This window comes from Sphingomonas insulae (genome assembly GCF_010450875.1).
GTDB classification, from domain to species: Bacteria; Pseudomonadota; Alphaproteobacteria; order Sphingomonadales; family Sphingomonadaceae; genus Sphingomonas; species Sphingomonas insulae.
The window spans coordinates 1,321,962-1,342,189 of the sequence record NZ_CP048422.1 but is presented as its reverse complement, the minus strand read 5'-3'; the positions used below and the strand labels follow the sequence as shown (position 1 = coordinate 1,342,189).

Genomic DNA, 20,228 nt, shown 5'->3' with positions numbered 1-20,228 from the left:
ATGACAGGCCCGATCCATGACAGGAGCGTCCGCATGAGCCACACGATCCGCCGTTTCCGCCCGACCGACGATGCGGCGATGCTGGCCTTTGCTGCGACTTTGCCCGAACACGATCTGCTGTTCCTCGGCCGCGACCTGCGCCATGCCCGCGTGATCGAGGCATGGCAGCAGGCGATCGGCGAAGGCTGGATCGACAGCCTCGTCGCCGAGGATAGCGGCGCGATCGTCGCCACCGCGGCGCTAGTTCGCGACCCGCTCGGCTGGAGCGGCCATGTCGGCGAGGTTCGCCTGCTGGTGGCACCGGACCGGCGCGGCGCCGGACTGGGACGCGACCTGCTCGAGGCACTGCTCGCCATCGCGCATGCCCATGGCCTGGCGAAACTCACCGCGTCGATGACGCCCGATCAGGCCGCTTCGATCGCCCTGTTCGAAGGGCTGGGCTTTCGCCGCGAGGCGACGCTCACCGGTCATGTCCGCGCCAGCGACGGCGTCGCGCACGACCTGCTGGTGCTGGCCCGCCCGATGCCGTCGATCTGATTTGCTGGCCGGTCGGGCCGGCCGTATCGCCGGTCCAGCCGGCGTATCCGCCACGTCGTAAGGCGAACGACGCGGCGGTCGACCCGTCAGTCGTTGCTGCCGCCGGGCCGCAGCGGCGACACGGCGTCGCGGCCGAATTGCATGATGAGTTCGCCGATCTCACGCGCCTGGTTCATCGAACGCTGGCCCTGCTCGCGCAGATACTCGCCCTGGATCCGCATCACCTCGCTCAGGTCCTTGGCCTGCGCCGCCTCGCGCATCGCCTCGAACGCCTGATGGGAATTGCGTTCGGCCTGTTCGATGATCTTGAGACCGATCGTCGCGCTGCCATCCGCCACCTTCTGGCCAGAGGCGCGCATAGCCTCTCCCGCGCGGCGGGCGGGGTCCATCACATGGTCCGTGAAACCGGCGCGCACCTTGTCGGCCGCATCGCGCATCGCCTCGCCGGCGGCTCCACCCATGGGGCCTGCGCCATCCTGACCGCCGCCATTCTCATCCGCCATCATCGCTCTCCTGTCATCGTGCCGCCAACGGGGTCCCCCTCCGCAACGGCCTGTCGCATCGATCAACGTGCGTTGTCCCGCTTTGCTCCACCCGCCCCGTGCGACCGCCGCGCATGAAGCGATTCCAGCCGTTGCGTCGCGCCGCGTCGCGGGTAAAACCCGCCGCGATGACGATTCCCGATCACGACCCCGCTACCCGCAGGATTCGGGCCGAATTGCTGCTGCGCGCGGTCGCGCTTGGCGAGGAATTAATGCGACTTGCCGACGATCTCGACCTGGCGGTGGCGGGTCTGCACGTCTGCCAGGGTGTCGAGATCATGCGTGAAGAGGCCGATCGCCTGATCGACGGCTGACGCCGTTTCAGGCCTTGCCGATGCAGCGCAGCGCGAGCGCCACGCCGGCATCGGTCAACGACACCACATCCGGCATGGCCTGCCCGTCGTGGGACGATGTCCAGATCAGGTCGCGCGATGCCAGCACCTTCAGCCAGCGCATCAGCACGGCGGGCCGGATCGGGATCGACTCGACGATGGCGGCGGGCGCCATCGTCCGCCCCTCCTCCAGGGCGACGAACAGCGTCAGCAGGATGTCCCAGCCCGGCTCCCCGAACAATTCCGCCAACGGCCCGGCCGCCGCATCGCGATACCGGCGATAATCGAGCAGCGCCTGCGCCCGCTCGACGTCGTCGGGCTCCTCAGGGCCGGTCGGCACGGTCGCGACGATCTCGCCGCGCCCCCGCGCCGCCACCCGCGCGACGCGTTCGATGGCGGCGGCAAGGCGTTCGTAATCGTCGCGGTCGCGCTCGGGCCAGCGCAGCAACCGGATGTCGGCACTCATGATCGGTCATATTCCGGCTTGCGCAGGGGCGACCAGTCGCGGTCGCTCCCGAAACGGTTCAGTCGATGGCGATGCCGCCACGCGCCGATCGCCAGCAGCATCAGCATCGGATAGGCGATCTTGCTGCTCGCGCCCGCATACATCCAAGGCACCAGGTCCGGCTGGAACGCCTTCACGCCGTGGATCGCGATCGTGATGAGGTGCAGCGCGCTGACGTACAGCGGCCAGAAGCGGTTCGCCCGCAACGCGATCCCGATCAGGACGACCAGCATCGCCGCATCGACGCTCAGCAGTGGCCAGAACACCGAATGGTAGCTCAGGCGCTGCTGGAACGGCAGCACCGACGTCGCGATCCCGCCCAGCACGAACACCGCCGCGGTCCACCGTTCGGGCGCGCCACCTGCCCAGAAGGCATAGCCGCACGCGCCGAACAGCAGCAGGTTGAACAGCATGACGTGTGTCATGGCTTGGCCGGCCAAAGGAGCAATCTGGAGGCCAGGCCATGACACCTAGGCAGCGACGCGCAGATGACTGACGTCGGCACCCGTCGGGGCGAATTCCGGCTTCGGCAATTCATCGCCGAAGCTTTTCTCGATCCCGATCTGCTTGCCAAGCTTTTCGATGACGCGGTGGCCGGCGACGGTGTGACCGCGCGCCGCACCGATCGCCATGATCGCCTGGCCGAGAACTTCGAAGGCCTGCTGCCCGGCGATCGCCGGCAGGTTGGCGGCGGTGCGCGCCCGGGGCAGCGCGGCGAGCAATTCGCCACCGGTGGCGAAGGCTTCGTCGAGCTGGACCTCGAGACGCCACAGCAACTGCGACACGGCATCGGCCGCAGCTTGGGTATTCGCGTAGGACATGGCCACCTTTCCATCCCGTGACGGGATGCTCGCGCTGGAGTCAGGGAAGGCGTTGGGCGACGTTTTCGATCAGGCCGGTCAATACCTGCAGGCCGGTCATGAGCATCCCGAACGCAATGGCGATGCCCAACGTAATGGCCTGTATCCAGATCAACCGGTCACCGACCGTCTGGTCGTTGTCCCTCTGTCCTTCCCGCCGGAAGGGCAACCGGATTCCCGGGGAACGCGGCCTGGAAGGCGCCTCCCCGGAAACCCCCGGTGCCCCGACGATCACCTCGTCCGGCGAAGCAGCGGATGGCAGGGGAAAAGGGGAAACGGATAGCCGTGTAAAATCACCCCCCATTTTATCGGGGGTCGCATCGATGGCCTTTTCGGTCGGCCCGGCGGCATCCGCCACCTGCTCGCGGGCGTCGTGATCGGCCAGCAGCAAGGCGGCCTCGCGCCGGTTGCGGGCGCCCAGCACCTTCACCGCCTCGGTCAGATATTTGTCGACAGTCGATTTTTCGATGCCGAGCGCATCGGCGATTTCCTTCGAACCCTTGAGTTCGCGCACCCCGCGCAGGCATTCGCGGTGGCGTCGGGTCAGCCGGTCGAATCGGTTGGGGTCGGTCACCACACCGCTGTCTCGCCGGACGCGCGACGATGCAAGCGCATCATGCCAGCCGGCCACCCGCTGCCTGTTACCCTGATTTCTCCAACCACCCGTCGTCGGCCATCCGTTCGTTACTGGTAGTATCGTGTAACACGGATCGGCCATGCCGCCACGAAAACCACCACAATGGACCGATGGGCGACGCAGAGTGCCGATCGCCGGGCGGGATCAGGCGTTGGCGGCCTTGCCGGCCTTGGGTTTGCGCGCCGTCTTGCCCGCCGGCTTGCGCGGCGTCGCCTTCTTGCCGCGGCGGGTCGGCACCGGGGTGGCACGGGCGCGCAGCAACGGCACCGCGATCGCCGCGGCGGCACCCGCCAGCAACGTGCCGCCGATCGCGATCCATGCCCCGGTGCCGATGCCGGCCGCCGCTCCGGAGTCCGCACCGGCCTCCTGCGCTGCGGTCGGCGCGGGCGGCGCGGCGTCCTCGTGGTGGACGGGGCCGGCGTGCTTCATCGCGGAACTGGGGATGTGGGACATGTGGAGGATCCTTTCAGGCCCATCCAACCCCGGTTCGCAGGGCAATGTTCCGCCCGGTCGCCGGCGTGCCCGTCCCCGGCCTAGCCTCTCCACAGCCGCAGCGCCCGTGCATAGGCCTCCGCCGCACGTTCCCGTGCCGCCTCCAGCCGGGCCCGTTCGTCCTGCTGGTCGCGCTCCATCGTCCGCCGCCGTTTGGCCAGCGCCGCCTCCTCGGCCCGCAACGCGCGATCGTCGCTGCGATGCCGCGCCACGGCATCCGCCAGCGCATGGTCGGCATCGGAAAGCGCACCGCGATCGGGCTTGGGCTTGGGCTTGGGCTTGGGCTTGGGCTTGGGCGGGGATTTGGGTTCGGGGTCGGAGGCAACGTCGGGTGTCTCGTCGACCGGCTTCCGCTGTGCCTTGCGCGTCGGCGGCAACGCGGCGATCTGCTCGGCGGCACTGCCGCGCGACCGCTTGATGACCGTCCCCGGTTGCGCCAGCGCCGCGCCGGTCAGCGCCGGGTCGGTCACCACCTCTGCCATGCCGCGCGCGAACAGGTCGCGCGTGCTGCCCCAGGCCTGCAACGCCGCCTTCTGGCTTGGCGCCGCGACATAGGCATCGTGAAACCCGATCGGGGTGCGATAGACCTTCAGCTTCGCCATCGCGCCGATGCTATCGCGCGCCGCCGCCGCGCGCCAGCACGTCACCCGATCGTTGACGCGGCCGCCATCTGTCTCGCGACGGGACGGCGCGATCCCGCGGCTAGCCTGGCGCGCGAATCTGGCGCATCCTCGCCGCCTCGCCATCCCGGGAGCATCGTTTGGCCGACCGTCGCCAGGCCATCGCGGCCAAGCTGATCCTCGCCGTCGCGGCGCTCGGCATCGCCGCTGCGGCGGCCGTCGGCGTCGATCGCCGCGCCCCGGCGGTCGTGCCGCACCCGCCGGCATCGTCCGCGCTCGCCGCCCCGACCGCGGCCCCGGCCGCCGCATTGCCTGTCCGGCGACAGGCGATGCCAGCACCCGGCCCGCTGTCCACGCCGACGTCCGCCCCGACCCCCGACCCGCTCGTCGTCAAGCGCGTGCTCGACATCGGTCCGATCAAGTTCGGCGATTACGCCTGGGATACCAAGGGTATTCCCGACGGCCCGGTCATCATCACCGTCGATCTCGCCGCGCAGGTGCTGTCGGTGTTCCGCGGCGGGTATGAGATCGGCGCCGCCGCGATCCTGTACGGCACCGACGACAAGCCGACCCCGCTCGGCAGCTTCCCGATCACGATGAAGGACGCGCACCACGTCTCCAGCATCTATGGCGCGCCGATGCCCTATACGTTGCGGCTGACCGACGACGGCGTCTCGGTCCATGGCACCGAGGTCGCCTGGGGCTATGCCACCCACGGCTGCATCGGCGTCCCCACCGCCTTCGCCAAGTTGCTGTTCGCCGAGGCGAAGCTCGGCGACCGCGTCATCATCACCCGCGGCAAGACTTTGGCCACCGGCGAGGCGATCGTCGGCCACGACGACAAATTATGATCTGGATCAGTCAAGTTTCTTAACGCACCGTTAGGAATATAGTGGAGTCCGTTTTCGCCGCTGCTACGTTGCCGCGCAGGGACGAGGCGGGGATGATCATGGCGAACGAGACGGACGGCAACGCGGATCGTTACGGATTGCACGAACCGCTGGCGGATCACCAATATGATGCGCTGGTCGCCGCTGCGGCGCAGCAACTGGGCACGCCGATCTCGACCATCTCGATCGTCGAGGCGCGCCGGCAATGGTTCAAGGCGCGTATCGGCCTCGACGTCGTCGAAACCCCGATCGAGGAATCCTTCTGCGCCAGGGTGGTCGAGCAGGACGGCGTCATGGTCGTCCCCGATGCCACCGTCGATCCCCGCTTCCACGACTATCCCAACGTCACCGGCGGCACCGGCATCCGCTTCTACGCCGGCGCGCCGCTGACCATGCGCGATGGCACCCGCATCGGCACGATCTGCGTCATCGACACCAAGCCGCGCGACGGCCTCGATGCGCAGGAGCAGGCGACGCTCGTCGATCTCGCCCGCCGCACCGTTGCCGCGATCGAGATGCGGGTCGACCTGCGCGCCGCCGGCCGCCAGCCGACCGAACGCGCGCAGTGGCTGGATCAGGCCGGCGATCACCTGATGAAGGCGTGGGTGGCGCTCGACCTGCTCGGCGCCACCGCCGAACTCGCCCGGTTGGAACAGGTGATCGTCGAAGTCGACGCGCTGCGCTCTACCTGACGCCGCGACACCGTTTCACGCAGGCGCAGCATATGCGCTTCCCCCGCCGGAAACCCCTTGCTAAGGCCGCGGAGACATACGCTTTTGCTGAAGCGCTCTCGCGCGCGCGCGGCTGACCCGCCGCCTCCCCGTGCGCCCTGGGCATAACGAAGGAACCACGATGACCGCCATCGGCCAGGACAGCCTGAATACCCGCACGACCCTGACGGTTGGCGGCAAGACCTACGACTATTACAGCCTGGAAAAGGCCGCAGCGAAATTCGGCGACATCAGCCGCCTGCCCTTCTCGATGAAGGTGCTGCTCGAGAACATGCTCCGCTTCGAGGACGGCAAGACCGTGACCGAGGCCGACGTGCAGGCGATCGTGGACTGGCAGCAGGAACGCCGTTCGGACCGCGAGATCCAGTATCGCCCGGCGCGCGTGCTGATGCAGGATTTCACCGGCGTGCCGTGCGTCGTCGACCTCGCCGCGATGCGCGATGCGATCACCAAGCTGGGCGGCGACGCGGCCAAGATCAATCCGCAGGTTCCCGTCCACCTCGTCATCGACCATTCGGTCATGGTCGACGAATTCGGCACGCCGCAGGCGTTCGACGATAACGTCGAACTGGAATATCAGCGCAACGGCGAACGCTACGAATTCCTGAAATGGGGTTCGGCCGCGCTCGACAATTTCAAGGTGGTGCCGCCGGGCACCGGCATCTGCCATCAGGTGAACCTCGAATATATCGGCCAGGCGGTGTGGTCGTCGGACAGCGTCGGCGATCATGGCGACGGCACGGCGATCGCCTATCCCGACACGCTCGTCGGCACCGACAGCCACACCACGATGATCAACGGCCTGGGCGTGCTCGGCTGGGGCGTCGGCGGGATCGAGGCGGAGGCGGCGATGCTCGGCCAGCCCGTCTCGATGCTGATCCCCGAAGTCGTCGGCTTCAAGCTGACCGGCGCATTGCGCGAAGGCATCACGGCGACCGACCTCGTGCTCACCGTTACCCAGATGCTGCGCGCCAAGGGCGTCGTCGGCCGCTTCGTCGAATTCTACGGCCCCGGCCTCTCCTCCATGACGCTCGCCGACCGTGCGACCATCGCCAACATGGCGCCAGAATATGGCGCCACCTGCGGCTTCTTCCCGATCGACGACAAGACGATGGACTATATGCGCCTCACCGCGCGGTCCGACGAGAACATCGCGCTGGTCGAGGCCTATGCGAAGGCGAACGGCTTCTGGCGCTTCGACGATGCGCCCGAACCGGTGTTCACCGACACGCTCGAACTCGACATGGGCAGCGTCACCGCCAGCCTCGCCGGCCCGAAGCGCCCGCAGGACCGCGTCAGCCTGGGCAAGGTCGACGAGGTGTTCAACGGCGACCTGTTCAAGATCTATCACAAGGAGCGCCCGACCCGCGTCGACGTGCCCGAGCGTGGCCATGACATCGGCGACGGCGACGTGGTGATCGCCGCGATCACGTCGTGCACCAACACCTCGAACCCGTCGGTGCTGGTCGCCGCCGGCCTCGTCGCGCGCAAGGCGAACGCCCTGGGCCTCAAGCCCAAGCCGTGGGTCAAGACCAGCCTCGCCCCCGGTTCGCAGGTCGTCACCGACTATCTCGACAAGGCCGGCCTCACCACCGACCTCAACGCGATCGGCTTCAACCTGGTCGGCTATGGCTGCACCACCTGCATCGGCAATTCGGGACCGCTGCCGGGCCCGATCTCGGCCGCGATCAACGAAAACGATCTCGTCGCCGCCTCGGTCCTGTCGGGCAACCGCAACTTCGAAGGGCGCGTGTCGCCCGACGTTCGCGCCAACTTCCTCGCCTCGCCGCCGCTCGTCGTCGCCTATGCGCTGAAGGGAACGGTCACGCTCGACATGACCGAAACGCCGCTCGGCCAGGGGACCGACGGTCAGGACGTGTTCCTGAAGGACGTGTGGCCGACCAACCAGGAAATCGCCGACGTGATGGCGGCGAACATCGACGATACGATGTTCCGGTCGCGCTACGGCAACGTCTATGCCGGCGACAGCAAGTGGCAGGCGATCGACATCACCCAGTCGGACACCTACGCGTGGCCGTCGGGGTCGACCTATGTCGCCAACCCGCCGTATTTCGACGGTCTGGAAATGACGCCGCGCCCGATCACCGACATCATCGAGGCAAAGCCGCTCGCGATCCTCGGCGATTCGATCACCACCGACCACATCTCGCCGGCAGGGTCGATCAAGGCGGACAGCCCGGCGGGCAAGTGGCTGATGGAGCGGCAGGTCAGCCGTGCCGACTTCAACAGCTATGGCGCACGTCGCGGCAACGACCATGTCATGGTCCGCGGCACCTTCGCCAACATCCGCATCCGGAACGAGATGGTGCCGGGCGTCGAGGGTGGCATGACGCGATATAACGGCGAAACGATGCCGATCTATGACGCCGCGATGCGTCACAAGGCGGACGGCACGCCGCTCGTCATCGTCGCGGGCAAGGAATATGGCACCGGCTCGTCGCGCGACTGGGCGGCGAAGGGCACCAACCTACTCGGCGTGCGCGCGGTCATCACCGAAAGCTTCGAACGCATCCACCGCTCGAATCTCGTCGGCATGGGCGTCCTGCCGCTCCAGTTCGCAGACGGCGTGACCCGCGAGACGCTGAAGCTCGACGGATCGGAAACCTTCACGATCACCGGCGTCGCCGACCTGCGTCCGCGCCAGACGGTCACCGTCACGCTCGCCCGCGCCGACGGCACGACCGAGACGTTCGAGACGCGCTGCCGCATCGATACCGTCAACGAGCTGGAATATTTCCTCAACGGCGGCATCCTCCAATACGTGCTGCGCAAGCTCGCCGCATAAACGGCGCGCTCACCGCACCATCGAAGGGGGAGGCACCGCAAGGCGCCTCCCCTTTTTTGTCAGAATGCCTGATCCGCCCCATTCCCCTCCCACCGGGGGGAGGGAAGAGACGCCGAAAGGCGGCGATAGGGCGAGGGTAAGCGCGGTGCGCCAGTCACCAATATCGCGCCCGTCTATCGCTACGCGCCGCCGTCCCTCTCCCATCGGGAGAGGGAAAGACGCCGAAGGCGGCGCAGGGTGAGGGCGGGTGCGCCACGCCTGTAGGACGCCACTGTCTGCAACCTCGTGAACAGCAACGATAAACCACGACCCGCTGTCCTACACCCCCGACAGCCGTTAAATCGCCACCCCCAAAGCCAAGCCCACCCACATCGCTGCAAAAGCAGAAACGATAGCCCCCGATCGTTTCCTCACGAGTGCCCACTTGTTCGTGTTGTTCCGCTTCGCCGCCACCGCGACGACACATGCTCGCCACATCGACCGCTATAATCGCGGCCTATGATCCGTTTGCTCGTCCCCTTCGCCATGCTCGCGTCGATGCCCGTGCCGGCCGCGGCCCAGGGCACCACCACCGGCTGCACCGCGGCCACTCCGCATCGCCTGATCGTCGACATCCGCGGTCTGCGCGCCAGCACCGGCGACGTCCGCGTCCAGCTTTACGACGAGGGCGGATTTCTGGAAAAGGGGCGCTGGCTCGCCCGGATCGAGGCGCCCGCCAGCGGCCGCCGCGCGGTCGAGGTGTGCGTGCCTGTCCCCCGCCCCGGCACCTACGGCATCGCCGTCCGCCACGACGCTAACGCCAACGGCAAGTCCGACAGCGGCGATGGCGGTGCCTTCTCCCGCGATCCCAGGCTGTCGATCCTGCGCCTGAAGCCCAGCTTCACCCAGGTCGCGATCCCCGTCGGTGCCGGCACCACCCGCGTCGCCGTGACGATGAACTATCGCCACGGCTTCAGCATCGGTCCGGAACGCTAACGGAGCGCCCTGCCGGCGACGGCGTCCAGCTTCGCCATCAGAGCCGCATCCCGCGCCGGCCCGGCGGTGATGATCGCGCTATCCAGACAGGTGTCGATCGGCGACGGCGTCCGCGCCGCGGGCAGCGACCGGAGAAACCGCACCACCATCGCGCGCGCCTTGGCGGCGTTGGCGGACAGTTGCGCGATCACCTGCGCCACGTCCACCGCCGCCTCTCCCTCGCGCCAGCAGTCATAATCGGTGACCATCCCGACCAGCGCATAGGGCAGCTCCGCCTCGCGCGCCAATTTGGCCTCCGGCATCGCCGTCATGCCGATGACGTGGCAGCCCCATTGCCGGTACAGCATGCTCTCCGCCCGCGTCGAGAATTGCGGCCCCTCCATCGCCAGATAGGTGCCGCCCCGGTCCGCGTCCCCCGCCGCCTCGGCGATGAGGGCGCTCAGCCGCGGACACACCGGATCGGCCATCGAGACATGCGCGACCAGGCCGGTGCCGAAGAAGCTCGACGGCCGTCCCCTGGTCCGGTCGATGAACTGGTCGACGACCGTGAAGCTGCCGGGCGGCCGGTCCTCGACCAGCGATCCGACCGACGAGACCGCCAGCACGTCGGTAACGCCCAGCCGCTTCAGGCAATCGATGTTGGCGCGGGCATTCAGCGCGTCGGGGCTGATCCGATGCCCCCGCCCGTGCCGCGGCAGGAACGACACCGCGACCGGCCCGACCCGGCCGGTGAAGATCGCATCGGACGGCGCACCCCACGGGCTGGCGATATCGACCCAGCGGCCATCCTCGATCCCCTCGACATCGTAGAGTCCCGACCCGCCGATGATGCCGACATGCCAGCCCGGCATCAGTGCGCGACCTGCGCCCGGCTTCGGGCGTAGAGGAAATACACCAGCAGCCCGAACGCATTCCACCCGACGAATGCCACCTGCGTCACCACCTGCAGGCTGGTGAAGAGGTAGAGGCATCCGGCGATCGCCAGCGGCGCGACCACCCATGCCAGCGGCGTCCGGAACGGCCGCCGCGCACCCGGATCGCGCCGCCGCGACACCAGCACGCACGCCGATACCGCGACGAATGCGCACAGCGTCCCCGCATTGGCGAGGCTGGCGATGACGTCCAGCGGCGCCAGCCCGGCGATAATCGCGACGAACACCGCGGTCATCAGCGTGATCCGCACCGGCGTGCCGCGCTTGCTCACCCTGGCAAGGCTCGCGGGCAGGAACCCGTCGCGCGCCATGACGAGGAAGATTCGGCTCTGCCCGTACAGGAACGCCAGCAGCACCGTCGGCAGCGCGACGGCCGCCGCCGCCGCGACGATCGTCGCCACCCGGCCCTGGTTCAGTTCGCGCAGGATCAGCGCCAGCGGCTCCGGGCTGTCGCCGAAACGGGTATAGCTGACCGCGCCGACCGCGGTCGCCGCGACGATCATGTAGATCGCGGTGCACGCCAACATCGATCCGACGATCCCGATCGCCAGATCGCGCTCCGGATTCTTCGCCTCTTCCGCCGCGGTCGAGATCGCGTCGAAGCCGTAGAAGGCGAAGAAGATGATCGCCGCCGCGCCCATTACGCCGTATTTCACGCCGCCCTCGCCGGTCGGGCTGCCATAGCCGTACGGGGTGAAGGGATGCAGGTTGGCGACGTCGAAATGCGGCAGCGCGACGCCGACGAACAGCGCCAGCGTCACGATCTTCAGCACGACCAGCGCAGTATTGATCCGCGCGCTTTCCCGCGTCCCCAGCATCAGCAGGCCGGCGATCACGGCGATGATCCCCACCGCGGGCAGGTTGACCACCCCGCCCAGCCCCGGCCCGTTGGCCAGCGCGGTCGGCACGACGATCCCCAACCCCTTCAGGAATCCGACCGCATAGCCCGACCAGCCGACCGCCACGGTCGACACCACCAGCGAATATTCGAGGATCAGGCTCCACCCCACCACCCAGGCGATCACCTCGCCCAGCACGGCGTAGCTGTAGGTATAGGCCGATCCCGACGCGGGGATCATCGTCGCCATCTCGGCATAGCAGAGCGCCGCGCAGGCGCAGATCGCCCCCGCCACGACGAACGACACGATCACCGCCGGCCCGGCCCGATCGGCACCGACCCCGATCAGCGTCAGAATACCGGTGCCGACGATCGCGCCGACGCCCAGCGCCACCAGATGCGGCCAGCCCAGCGTCCGCGCCAGCTGCTGCCCCGGCGGCTGCGCCACGATCGTCTTGCGGCGTAACAGACTCATGCCAATCCCCTGTTGCTTTGGCAGGGGTATAGGACGTCGCGCCGGGGGTGGGTAGCGGGGTCCGCGGTTACCAGACCTGCACGCGCTTGTCCGGCGCAAGGTACAGCGCATCGCCGGGCTTCACCCCGAACGCCGCATACCAGCCATCGAGGTTGCGCACCGTCTGCGCGCGGAACCGTGCCGGCGCATGCACGTCGCCCTGCACCCGCGCGCGCAGCGCCTTGTCGCGGAACTTCGATGCCCAGGTCTGCGCGAACGACAGGAACAATCGCTGGTCGCCGGTCATCCCGCCGATCACCGGCGCCGGCTTGCCGCCGAGCGACGCGTGATAGGCATCCAGCGCCGCGGTCAGCCCGGCGACGTCGGCGATATTCTCACCCAGCGTCTGCTTGCCGTTGACGTGCAGGCCCGGCAGCGCCTCGTACGCGTCATATTGCGCGACGAGCGCCTGCCCCTGCGCCTCGAACCGCGCCAGATCCTCCGGCGTCCACCAGTTGCGCAGGCGGCCCGCCGCGTCGAAATCGGCCCCCAGATTGTCGAAGCCGTGGCTGATCTCATGCCCGATCACCGCGCCGATCGCGCCGTAATTGGCCGCCGCGTCGCGCTTGGGGTCATAGAACGGCGCCTCCAGGATCGCCGCCGGGAAATTCAGCGCATTCTGCATCGGCAGGTTCAGCGCATTCACCGTCTGCGGCGTCAGCCACCATTCGTTGCGATCGACCGGCCGGCCGATCTTGGCGAGCTGGCGCTCGGTTTTGGCAAGCTCCGCCCGTTCGGCGTTGCCCACCGGATCGTCGGCGCGGATCGTCAGTCCCCCGTAATCCGCCCAGCGCTCGGGGTAACCGATGCCGACGATCATCGTCTCGATCTTCTTGCGCGCCTCCGCCTTGGTCGCGGGCTTCATCCAGTCGAGCCCGGCGACGCGGCGGTCGAACGCCTTCAGCATGCCCGCCACCATCTGCTGGATGTCCGCCTTGGACGATGCCGGGAAATACCGCTGGACATAGATGCGGCCGATCCCGTCGCCCAGCGCGCCGCTCACCGCATCCAGCCCGCGCTTCGCCCGCGGCTGCTGCTGCGGCGTCCCGCTCAGCGCCTTGCCGTAGAAGGCGAAGCTCGCCTCGTCGAAGCTGCGCGGCAGCACCGCGGTCACGGTATCGATGCGATGGAACCGCAACCAGTCCTGCCACGCCGCCAGCGGCTCGCTCGCGACCAGCGCCGACAGGCCGGTGATGGCGCTCGGTTGCCAGACGACGAAGTCCTGCTGCTTGCCCAGCCGCGCGGCCGGCCAGAACGCGCCCCAGTCGATCCCGGGCGCCTTGCCGGCGAAATCGGCCGCCTCCCACGGATTATCCGCCTTGTGCGCGTCCTGGCTGGTGACCAGGTCGACCTGCGCCCGCGCGATCTTGGTTTCCAGGTCGATCACCCGTCCGGCCCGCATCTCGGGCTGGTCGAACCCGGCAAGGCGGAACACGGATGCGACATAGACGCGATAGGCGTCGCGCACGTCCTTCATCGCTGCGGTATCGGACAGATAGTAATCGCGGTCGGGCATGCCCAGCCCGCCTTGCAGGACATAGGGCACGGTCTGCGTCGGCTGGTCGAACGCCTGCGTCACGAACAGGCCGAACAGGTTGCCGGTCTGGAAATCCGTCGCGTTGAGCGGATCGACGTCGACGCGGGTGTTGGCGCCCAGCAGCCGCGACAATGCGGTCTTGTCGCGCAGGCCCGCGATCTCTGCGAATGCGGGGCGCAGCGGCGCGATGCCCCGCGCCTCGATGCCGGCCGTGTCCATATAGCCGGCGTAATAATCCGCGATCCGACGCTGGTCGCTGCCCGCAGGGGCCTTGGCCGCCGCGGCGACGATGGCGGCGGTGCGCTCGTCGGCGATCTTGGACACGGTCAGGAAGATGCCGACCGACGAACGATCCGCGGGGATTTCGGTGCGGGCGCGCCATGCGCCATTGGCATATTGTTCGAAATCGTCACCCGGCTTGACGCTCTTGTCGATCGCGGTTGGGTCGATGCCGGCGGGCTTGTCCTGGGCCACGGCAGCGGTGCCGGTGAGCAGGGCGGCGGCGAACAGCGCGTTGCGGATCATGATGGAAACCGTCTCCGAATGTCTATGGCGACGGCGATACATCCGCCGCCGCCGCCGATCCAGAGCGGGGCGTCATAAGCGGGGCGTCAGAACCGCCGCGAGATACCTGCCGACAGTTCGACATCGGGCGCATCGTGGTTGAGGCCGGCGACGCCGAAGACGTCGAACTGCCAGTCGTCCTGCGGCTGCCAGGCAACCGACAGGGCGGCAAGCGCCTGCGTCGTACGGCCGTCGGGATCGACGTCGCGGATCACCTGCCCCTCCGCAGCGAGGGACACGGCCTTGCCCAGCTTGAACGTCGCGCCGCCGGCCGCGCTGTAATGCAGATGCCGGCCATCGCGGTCTTCGTTCGGCTGCGCATCGATCTCCGGTGTCGCATCCAGCTGCACGGCTTCGGACAATGCATAGGTGATCGGCAGCAGGAACCCCGCGCCGACCGCACCGTCACCGATGCGGCTGCCGCCGACCGGCACCGTGACGAACGGCAACGCAGCGACGGCAAGGCCGCTGCCGTCGGGGTGCAGCAACGACGCCTTCAGCCCCAGCGATACATCGCCGCTCTGCCCGACGCGCTCGATGGTTCCCGTCTGGCGATCGCGAACGCGCTCATGGCCATATGGGGTCCAGCCCACCCGTGCCTCGACGGTGTCGGTAACGCCTACCCGCACCAGCGTGTCACCAATCAGGATCGTGTCGGTGCGACTATCCGGCTGCTTGTCGAGCGTCCAGTCCACCATTCCGGTTTCGACCAGCACATGACCGCGATCGACGATACAGGCCGGGGTATCGAGACCCGGCCGCTCCGGGCAAAGGTCGCGCTGCTCGGCCCAGGCGGGCGATGCCACCAGCGTCAGGAGCGCCGCCGCGATCCGCTTCATGCCAGGCGAACCCAGGTCGGGGCGTGATCGCTCGCCTTCTCCCGGCCGCGATACGCCTTGTCGACACCGGCATCGACCAGTCGATCCGCCGCCTGCGGGCTGAGCAGCAGATGGTCGATGCGGAATCCCGCGTCGCGCTGCCACGCCCCGGCCTGATAGTCCCAGAAGGTCCACACGCCGCCCTTCGGCTGGCGGGTGCGCAGCGCATCGGTCCACCCCTGCGCCAGCAGCCGGCGATAGGCCGCGCGGCTTTCGGGCTGCATCAGCGCATCGTCCGCCATGGCGCGAACGGAAAAGGTGTCGTCGTCGTTGGGGATCACGTTGTAATCGCCCATCAGGACCACCGGCACCTCCTCGTCGAGCAATGCCTGTGCCCGCGCGCCGAGCCGCTCCATCCAGCGCAGCTTATAGTCGAACTTGGGTCCCGGTTGCGGATTGCCGTTGGGCAGGTAGATCGACGCGACGACCAGCCCGTCGACCTCGCATTCCAGGTACCGGCTGTGCTCGTCCTCCGGCTCGCCGGCAAGGCCACGCTGCCGTTCCACCGGCTCCGTACCCTTCGCCAGCACCGCGACGCCGTTGAACCCCTTCTGCCCGTGCCAGACGACACCATAGCCGGCGCCTTCGATATCGGCGGCCGGAAAGGTGTCGTCGCTGCACTTGATCTCCTGCAGGCAGACGACGTCCGGCTGCTGCTCGTCCAGATACTCAATCAGCCGCGGTAGCCGCGCCTTGATCCCGTTGACGTTGTAGGTGACGAGCTTCAAGCGTCAGATCGCGAAGCTGGAGCCGCAACCGCAGCCCGATGCCGCGTTGGGGTTTTCCACCCGAAACGCGGCGCCGCCCAGCGATTCGACATAATCGACCTGGCATCCGCGGACGAGGTCCAGGCTGACGCTGTCGACCACCAGCCGCACGCCATCCGTTTCGGCGATGGTATCGTCGCTGTCCGGCGCATCGGCAAAGCCGAACTTGTATTGGAACCCCGAACATCCACCGCCGTCGACGGACAGGCGCAGGATGGCCGGCTTGTTCTGCTTGCCGGCGATCGCCGCGACACGCGCGGCCGCGGCGGAAGTGAGCATGATGTCGGGGGCGAGTGTAGCCATGGCGAAGAGATAGGCGCGGTGCCGGGGCGGGGCAACCGATTGCTCGATCGATCGTCACGCCGACCGGTGACCATCCGCCGCTCCCGCTTCATGGCGCCACGGCATACGGGTTCGCGCCTGCCTTCCCCGCGTGCCTCCTCCGCGTGCCTCTCCCGCGCGGCATCACCGGCGGAGGGGGCGTATCGCAGCAGCAGCGATCCCGGACGCAGAAACGGGCGAAGGTCACCCTCCGCCCGTTTCGCGACATCCATCGGTAAGGATCAATCCTGCGCGGCAGGGCCGTCGGTCGACACCGGGATCGCGTGGACCGCACGATCCTGCGCCGCCAGCAAATAGTCGGCGGTGGTCAGGAACGGGATCGGGTTCACCGCGTGACCGTCGATGCGGACCTCGTAATGCAGATGCGGCCCGGTCGAACGGCCGGTCGATCCCATCAGCGCGATCAGCTGGCCACGCGTGACGCGCGCGCCGTCCGCGACGAGGATCTTCGACAGATGGCCGTAGCGGGTCGCGATGCCCTTGCCGTGGTTGATCTCGACCATGTTGCCATAGCCGCCCTGGCGCGCGGCATGGTCGACGATACCGTCGGCGGTGGCGTAGATCGGCGTGCCGACCGGACCGGGAATGTCGACGCCGGCGTGCATCGCCGCGGTACCGCGGAACGGGTCGGACCGGATGCCGAAGTTGCTGGTGAATTGCAGGCGCTGTACCGGCTGGACCGACGGGATCGCGATCGCGCCCTGTTGCAGCGTGTCGAGCTTCTTCCAGCTCTGGAACAGCGTGCGGAACTGCGCATCCGCCTTCAGGTCGGCCTGCGCCTCGGCACCGTTGGCATCGATCATCGGGCCGCCCATGGCGCTCGTGGCGACACGGCCGGCGACACCCAGTTTCTTTAGCGTCGCGTTGGTGCGTGCCAGACGGCGGTCGAGCACGTCCTGCGCGGCATCGGCCAGCTCGGCCTGACGCCCTTCGACCTTGACCAGCGGCTTGACGACGTCGGCGGCAAGGCGATCGGCGGTGGGATCGATCGCCAGCGTCGCCAGCGCGAGCTTCGCCTCGTCGCCCTTGCCGGTCAGCGCGGCGGTGATGAGCGCCTGCCGCTGCTCGACCCGCTCGGCATGGACCTTGGCGACCTGGCGGATGGTCGACACGCGCGCCTGCATTGCATCGATCTGGCGTTCCATATGCGTGATGCGGCTGTCGGTCGGCTGGCCGACGACCTGTGCCGCCTGCGCCGCGCCATAGCCGGAAAATCCGATGGTAATCGCGCTGACGGCGGCGATGGCGGCTTGCCGGCGGCCGGTGATGCTGATCCGGCGCAACGACGTTCCGTCGTGGATCAGGACATCGCGCGTGGTGAACAGAGCGCGGACACGCGAACGAAGTGCAACGGCAGTACGGGCGAAAGTGATCATCGGACCCCAGCATCATGCGCCGCCCCCGCATCGATCGGGTCCGGCCTATTCAGATCGTACTGACTCGCAGCCCCACCGCGCCCCAGACACGCAGTGTGTGCCTGCAAGACACCGTTGACCACAAGGGCGCGGATACCGCTACCGCGATCAACCGGCAGCGGCCCGCGCCGAAGCGATGGGACGCGGTGGCATGGCGGCCCGGATCGCACCGAATCGCGGCCGGCTGCCGGCGCTGGAACTTGCGCATGACGGCGCGCGTCGGGCGGACTATAACCGCCGCTTCATCAAACGGATGGCCCTTATGCTCGACTCCCCTTCCGCCCAGGTTCCCACTCTCAGCCTCGCCGATCAGGAACGCGATCCCGACGGCTTCGCCGCCGCGTTCGGCGAATCGTTCGAACGGTTCGGCTTCGCGATCGTCGCCGACCATGGCGTGCCGCAGGATTTGATCGACCGGGCATGGCGCGAGACCGAACAGCTCTTCGCGCTGCCGGAAGCCGAGAAGCGCGGCTATTTCGTCGAGGGCGGCGGCGGCGCGCGCGGTTACACGCCGTTCAAGACCGAGATCGCGAAGGACGCAAAGCACGTCGACCTCAAGGAATTCTGGCATATCGGCCGCGAACTGCCCGCCGGCCACCGCTTCGCCGATACGATGTCGCCGAACATCTGGCCGACCCGGCCGGAGGGGTTCAAGGACACGTTCCTCGAACTGTTCACCGCCTTCGATCGTGCCGGCGACCGCCTGCTGTCCGCCATCGCGCGCCACCTGAAGCTCGATCCGCACTGGTTCGATCCGGCCGTGAAGGACGGCAATTCGGTCCTCCGCCTGCTCCACTATCCCCCGATCCCGGCGGATGCGGAGGGCGTGCGCGCCGGTGCGCACGAGGATATCAACCTCATCACGCTGCTGCTCGGCGCCGAGGAGGCCGGGCTGGAACTGCTCGATCGCGCCAACGGCCGCTGGCTGGCGATCAAGCCACCGGAGGGCGCGATGGTCGTCAACGTCGGCGACATGCTGCAACGGCTGACCAACCACGTGCTGCCGTCCACCACCCACCGCGTGGTCAACCCCCCGCCCGAGCGGCGCGGCCATTCGCGCTATTCGATGCCGTTCTTCCTGCATCCCGCGCCCGATTTCCTGATCGAGACGCTGCCGCAGACGATCAGCGCGGAACACCCCGACCGCTATCCGCAGCCGATCACCGCGCACGACTATCTGCATCAGCGGCTGGTGGAGATCGGCCTGATCAAGGCCTGAGGATCGGGGCTCCCGGCCAGGCGGGAGCCCGCAAGGTCAGTCGAACCCACGCTCCAGATAGCGGGTCGCGATCGCGCAATGCATCGCTACCCCCTTCGCCATCACCGATTCCTCGATCGTCATCCGGGTGTTGTGGAGCGGCGGGTTGGTCGCGGGATCGCTGCCGGCGGGCGCGACGCCCAGGAATGCGAAGGCGCCGGGATAGCGCTTCAGCACATAGGAAAAGTCCTCCGCCCCCATCATCGGCTGCGGCATGGTCGCGAAGTCGGCGCCCAGTTCGCCCGCGATCGCCTCGATCAGCGCGGCGCCGCGGGGATCGTTGACGGTGACCGGGTAACCGGTGTCGATCCAGGCCTCCGCCGTCGCGCCATGCGCGGCGGCGATGTTCTCGACGATCCGCCGGAACGCGGCCTGCATCGTGTCGCGCGTCGCCTCCGACAGGGTCCTGAGCGTGCCGAGCAACCGCACTTCGCCGGGAATGACGTTGTGCGCCGATCCGGCCTCGATCTTGGTGATCGACAGCACCGCCGGGTCGGTCACCGCGATCCGCCGCGCGATGAAGGTCTGCAGCGCCGTCACGATCTCGCACGCGACCGGCACCGGATCGATACAATCGTGCGGCATCGCCGCATGGCCGCCCGCGCCGCGGATCACCGCATGCACGGTGTCGGCCGACGCCATGATCGATCCGCCGCGCGTCACCACCAGGCCCGCGGGCGCGTTCGGCGTGATGTGCAGGGCAAAGGCGGCGTCGGGCGCGGCGATGTCGAGCAGGCCGTCCTCGATCATGAAGCGCGCGCCGTGATGCCCCTCTTCGCCGGGCTGGAACATGAAGATGACGGTACCGGGCAACCGGTCGCGCCGCGCGGACAGCGCCCGCGCCGCGCCGACCAGCATCGCGGTATGCGAATCGTGACCGCAGGCATGCATCCGCCCGTCGATCGTGCTGGCGAACGGCAGCCCGGTCTCCTCCTGCATCGGCAGCGCATCCATGTCGCCGCGCAGCAGCACGGTGCGGCCGTTGTCGCCGCCCTGCCCGCGCAGGATGGCGACGAAGCCGGTGGTGGACGATCCCTCATGCAGTTCGAGCGGCAGGCCGGTCAGCGCCGCCTTGATCTTCTCGACCGTCAACGGACAATGCAGCCCGATTTCCGGTTCGGCGTGGATCGCCCGGCGCAGCGTCACGATGTCGTCGAGTTCGGCCTCGCCGGCCGCGGTCCAGTCGCTGATGCTATGGTCGTCCAGGGACATGCTGTCGCTCCATGTTACCGACGCGTTGTGCGCCCGTCCCTGCG

22 protein-coding genes are annotated in these 20,228 nt (G+C 68.2%); 7 read left to right on the top strand and 15 right to left on the bottom strand.

The features are described from left to right. The first annotated feature begins 33 nt into the window (after window positions 1-33). A complete protein-coding gene (locus GTH33_RS07970; RefSeq protein ID WP_163957961.1) occupies window positions 34-537 on the top strand; it encodes a GNAT family N-acetyltransferase in 504 nt (167 codons plus the stop codon). A gap of 86 nt (window positions 538-623) precedes the next feature. Here GTH33_RS07970 and GTH33_RS07965 read toward each other — a convergent pair whose 3' ends face one another. After that, complete coding sequence (locus GTH33_RS07965; RefSeq protein WP_163957960.1) at window positions 624-1,043, bottom strand: phasin family protein; 420 nt, start codon at window positions 1,041-1,043, stop codon at window positions 624-626. A 110-nt stretch (window positions 1,044-1,153) separates the two neighbouring features. Here GTH33_RS07965 and GTH33_RS07960 point away from each other — a divergent pair, with 110 nt between their 5' ends. Beyond that, the gene (locus GTH33_RS07960; RefSeq protein WP_243848392.1) at window positions 1,154-1,393 is read left to right on the top strand and encodes a hypothetical protein; all 240 of its coding nucleotides are present in this window, start codon (window positions 1,154-1,156) and stop codon (window positions 1,391-1,393) included. Between the two features lie 7 nt (window positions 1,394-1,400). Here the strand turns inward: GTH33_RS07960 and GTH33_RS07955 are convergent, their stop codons facing one another. From GTH33_RS07955 to GTH33_RS07930, 6 genes are all read right to left on the bottom strand, one after another. After that, window positions 1,401-1,877 (bottom strand): hypothetical protein, encoded by a 477-nt coding sequence (locus GTH33_RS07955; protein ID WP_243848393.1) that lies wholly within the window; start codon window positions 1,875-1,877, stop codon window positions 1,401-1,403. After that, on the bottom strand, window positions 1,874-2,341 hold the full coding sequence (locus tag GTH33_RS07950; RefSeq protein WP_163957959.1) for a hypothetical protein: 468 nt from the start codon (window positions 2,339-2,341) through the stop codon (window positions 1,874-1,876). The genes GTH33_RS07955 and GTH33_RS07950 overlap by 4 nt, the downstream gene beginning before the upstream one ends. Before the next feature lie 45 nt (window positions 2,342-2,386). Beyond that, window positions 2,387-2,737 carry a hypothetical protein gene (locus GTH33_RS07945; RefSeq protein ID WP_163957958.1) on the bottom strand — a complete coding sequence of 117 codons (351 nt, stop codon included), beginning with the start codon at window positions 2,735-2,737 and terminating at the stop codon, window positions 2,387-2,389. Window positions 2,738-2,777: 40 nt separating this feature from the next. Continuing rightward, window positions 2,778-3,350: a helix-turn-helix domain-containing protein gene (locus tag GTH33_RS07940; RefSeq protein ID WP_249055048.1), complete on the bottom strand. Its 573-nt coding sequence runs from the start codon at window positions 3,348-3,350 to the stop codon at window positions 2,778-2,780. A gap of 207 nt (window positions 3,351-3,557) precedes the next feature. After that, window positions 3,558-3,866: a hypothetical protein gene (locus GTH33_RS07935; protein ID WP_243848395.1), complete on the bottom strand. Its 309-nt coding sequence runs from the start codon at window positions 3,864-3,866 to the stop codon at window positions 3,558-3,560. An 80-nt stretch (window positions 3,867-3,946) separates the two neighbouring features. After that, window positions 3,947-4,552, bottom strand: a complete 606-nt coding sequence (locus GTH33_RS07930) for a hypothetical protein (RefSeq protein WP_249055046.1) — start codon at window positions 4,550-4,552, stop codon at window positions 3,947-3,949. 113 nt (window positions 4,553-4,665) lie between these two features. On the opposite strand from GTH33_RS07930, the gene GTH33_RS07925 reads away from it, so the two are divergent. From GTH33_RS07925 to GTH33_RS07910, 4 genes are all read left to right on the top strand, one after another. Continuing rightward, window positions 4,666-5,376, top strand: a complete 711-nt coding sequence (locus GTH33_RS07925) for a L,D-transpeptidase family protein (protein WP_243848396.1) — start codon at window positions 4,666-4,668, stop codon at window positions 5,374-5,376. A 98-nt stretch (window positions 5,377-5,474) separates the two neighbouring features. After that, window positions 5,475-6,107 (top strand): GAF domain-containing protein, encoded by a 633-nt coding sequence (locus tag GTH33_RS07920; RefSeq protein ID WP_163957956.1) that lies wholly within the window; start codon window positions 5,475-5,477, stop codon window positions 6,105-6,107. A 160-nt stretch (window positions 6,108-6,267) separates the two neighbouring features. Beyond that, window positions 6,268-8,952, top strand: a complete 2,685-nt coding sequence (acnA, locus tag GTH33_RS07915) for an aconitate hydratase AcnA (protein ID WP_163957955.1) — start codon at window positions 6,268-6,270, stop codon at window positions 8,950-8,952. 498 nt (window positions 8,953-9,450) lie between these two features. Then, entirely contained in the window at window positions 9,451-9,927 is a 477-nt protein-coding gene (locus GTH33_RS07910) for a DUF2141 domain-containing protein (protein WP_163957954.1), read from the top strand. Here the strand turns inward: GTH33_RS07910 and mtnP are convergent. From mtnP to GTH33_RS07875, 7 genes are all read right to left on the bottom strand, one after another. Continuing rightward, window positions 9,924-10,778, bottom strand: a complete 855-nt coding sequence (gene mtnP / locus GTH33_RS07905) for an S-methyl-5'-thioadenosine phosphorylase (RefSeq protein ID WP_163957953.1) — start codon at window positions 10,776-10,778, stop codon at window positions 9,924-9,926. The genes GTH33_RS07910 and mtnP overlap by 4 nt on opposite strands. Further along, window positions 10,778-12,172, bottom strand: a complete 1,395-nt coding sequence (locus GTH33_RS07900; RefSeq protein WP_163957952.1) for an amino acid permease — start codon at window positions 12,170-12,172, stop codon at window positions 10,778-10,780. Before GTH33_RS07900 ends, mtnP begins: the two co-directional genes overlap by 1 nt. A gap of 67 nt (window positions 12,173-12,239) precedes the next feature. After that, complete coding sequence (locus GTH33_RS07895) at window positions 12,240-14,273, bottom strand: M13 family metallopeptidase (RefSeq protein WP_163957951.1); 2,034 nt, start codon at window positions 14,271-14,273, stop codon at window positions 12,240-12,242. Window positions 14,274-14,359: 86 nt separating this feature from the next. Further along, complete coding sequence (locus GTH33_RS07890) at window positions 14,360-15,151, bottom strand: transporter (protein WP_163957950.1); 792 nt, start codon at window positions 15,149-15,151, stop codon at window positions 14,360-14,362. Further along, complete coding sequence (gene xth / locus GTH33_RS07885) at window positions 15,148-15,918, bottom strand: exodeoxyribonuclease III (RefSeq protein WP_163957949.1); 771 nt, start codon at window positions 15,916-15,918, stop codon at window positions 15,148-15,150. Before xth ends, GTH33_RS07890 begins: the two co-directional genes overlap by 4 nt. Before the next feature lie 3 nt (window positions 15,919-15,921). Then, window positions 15,922-16,260 carry an iron-sulfur cluster insertion protein ErpA gene (gene erpA / locus GTH33_RS07880; RefSeq protein ID WP_163957948.1) on the bottom strand — a complete coding sequence of 113 codons (339 nt, stop codon included), beginning with the start codon at window positions 16,258-16,260 and terminating at the stop codon, window positions 15,922-15,924. A gap of 260 nt (window positions 16,261-16,520) precedes the next feature. Next, window positions 16,521-17,675 carry a M23 family metallopeptidase gene (locus tag GTH33_RS07875; RefSeq protein ID WP_163957947.1) on the bottom strand — a complete coding sequence of 385 codons (1,155 nt, stop codon included), beginning with the start codon at window positions 17,673-17,675 and terminating at the stop codon, window positions 16,521-16,523. Window positions 17,676-17,976: 301 nt separating this feature from the next. Between GTH33_RS07875 and GTH33_RS07870 the strand changes: the two genes are divergently transcribed. After that, a complete protein-coding gene (locus GTH33_RS07870; RefSeq protein WP_163959736.1) occupies window positions 17,977-18,933 on the top strand; it encodes an isopenicillin N synthase family dioxygenase in 957 nt (318 codons plus the stop codon). Window positions 18,934-18,969: 36 nt separating this feature from the next. Here the strand turns inward: GTH33_RS07870 and GTH33_RS07865 are convergent, their stop codons facing one another. After that, window positions 18,970-20,184, bottom strand: a complete 1,215-nt coding sequence (locus GTH33_RS07865) for a M20 metallopeptidase family protein (RefSeq protein WP_163957946.1) — start codon at window positions 20,182-20,184, stop codon at window positions 18,970-18,972. Window positions 20,185-20,228 lie beyond the last annotated feature (44 nt).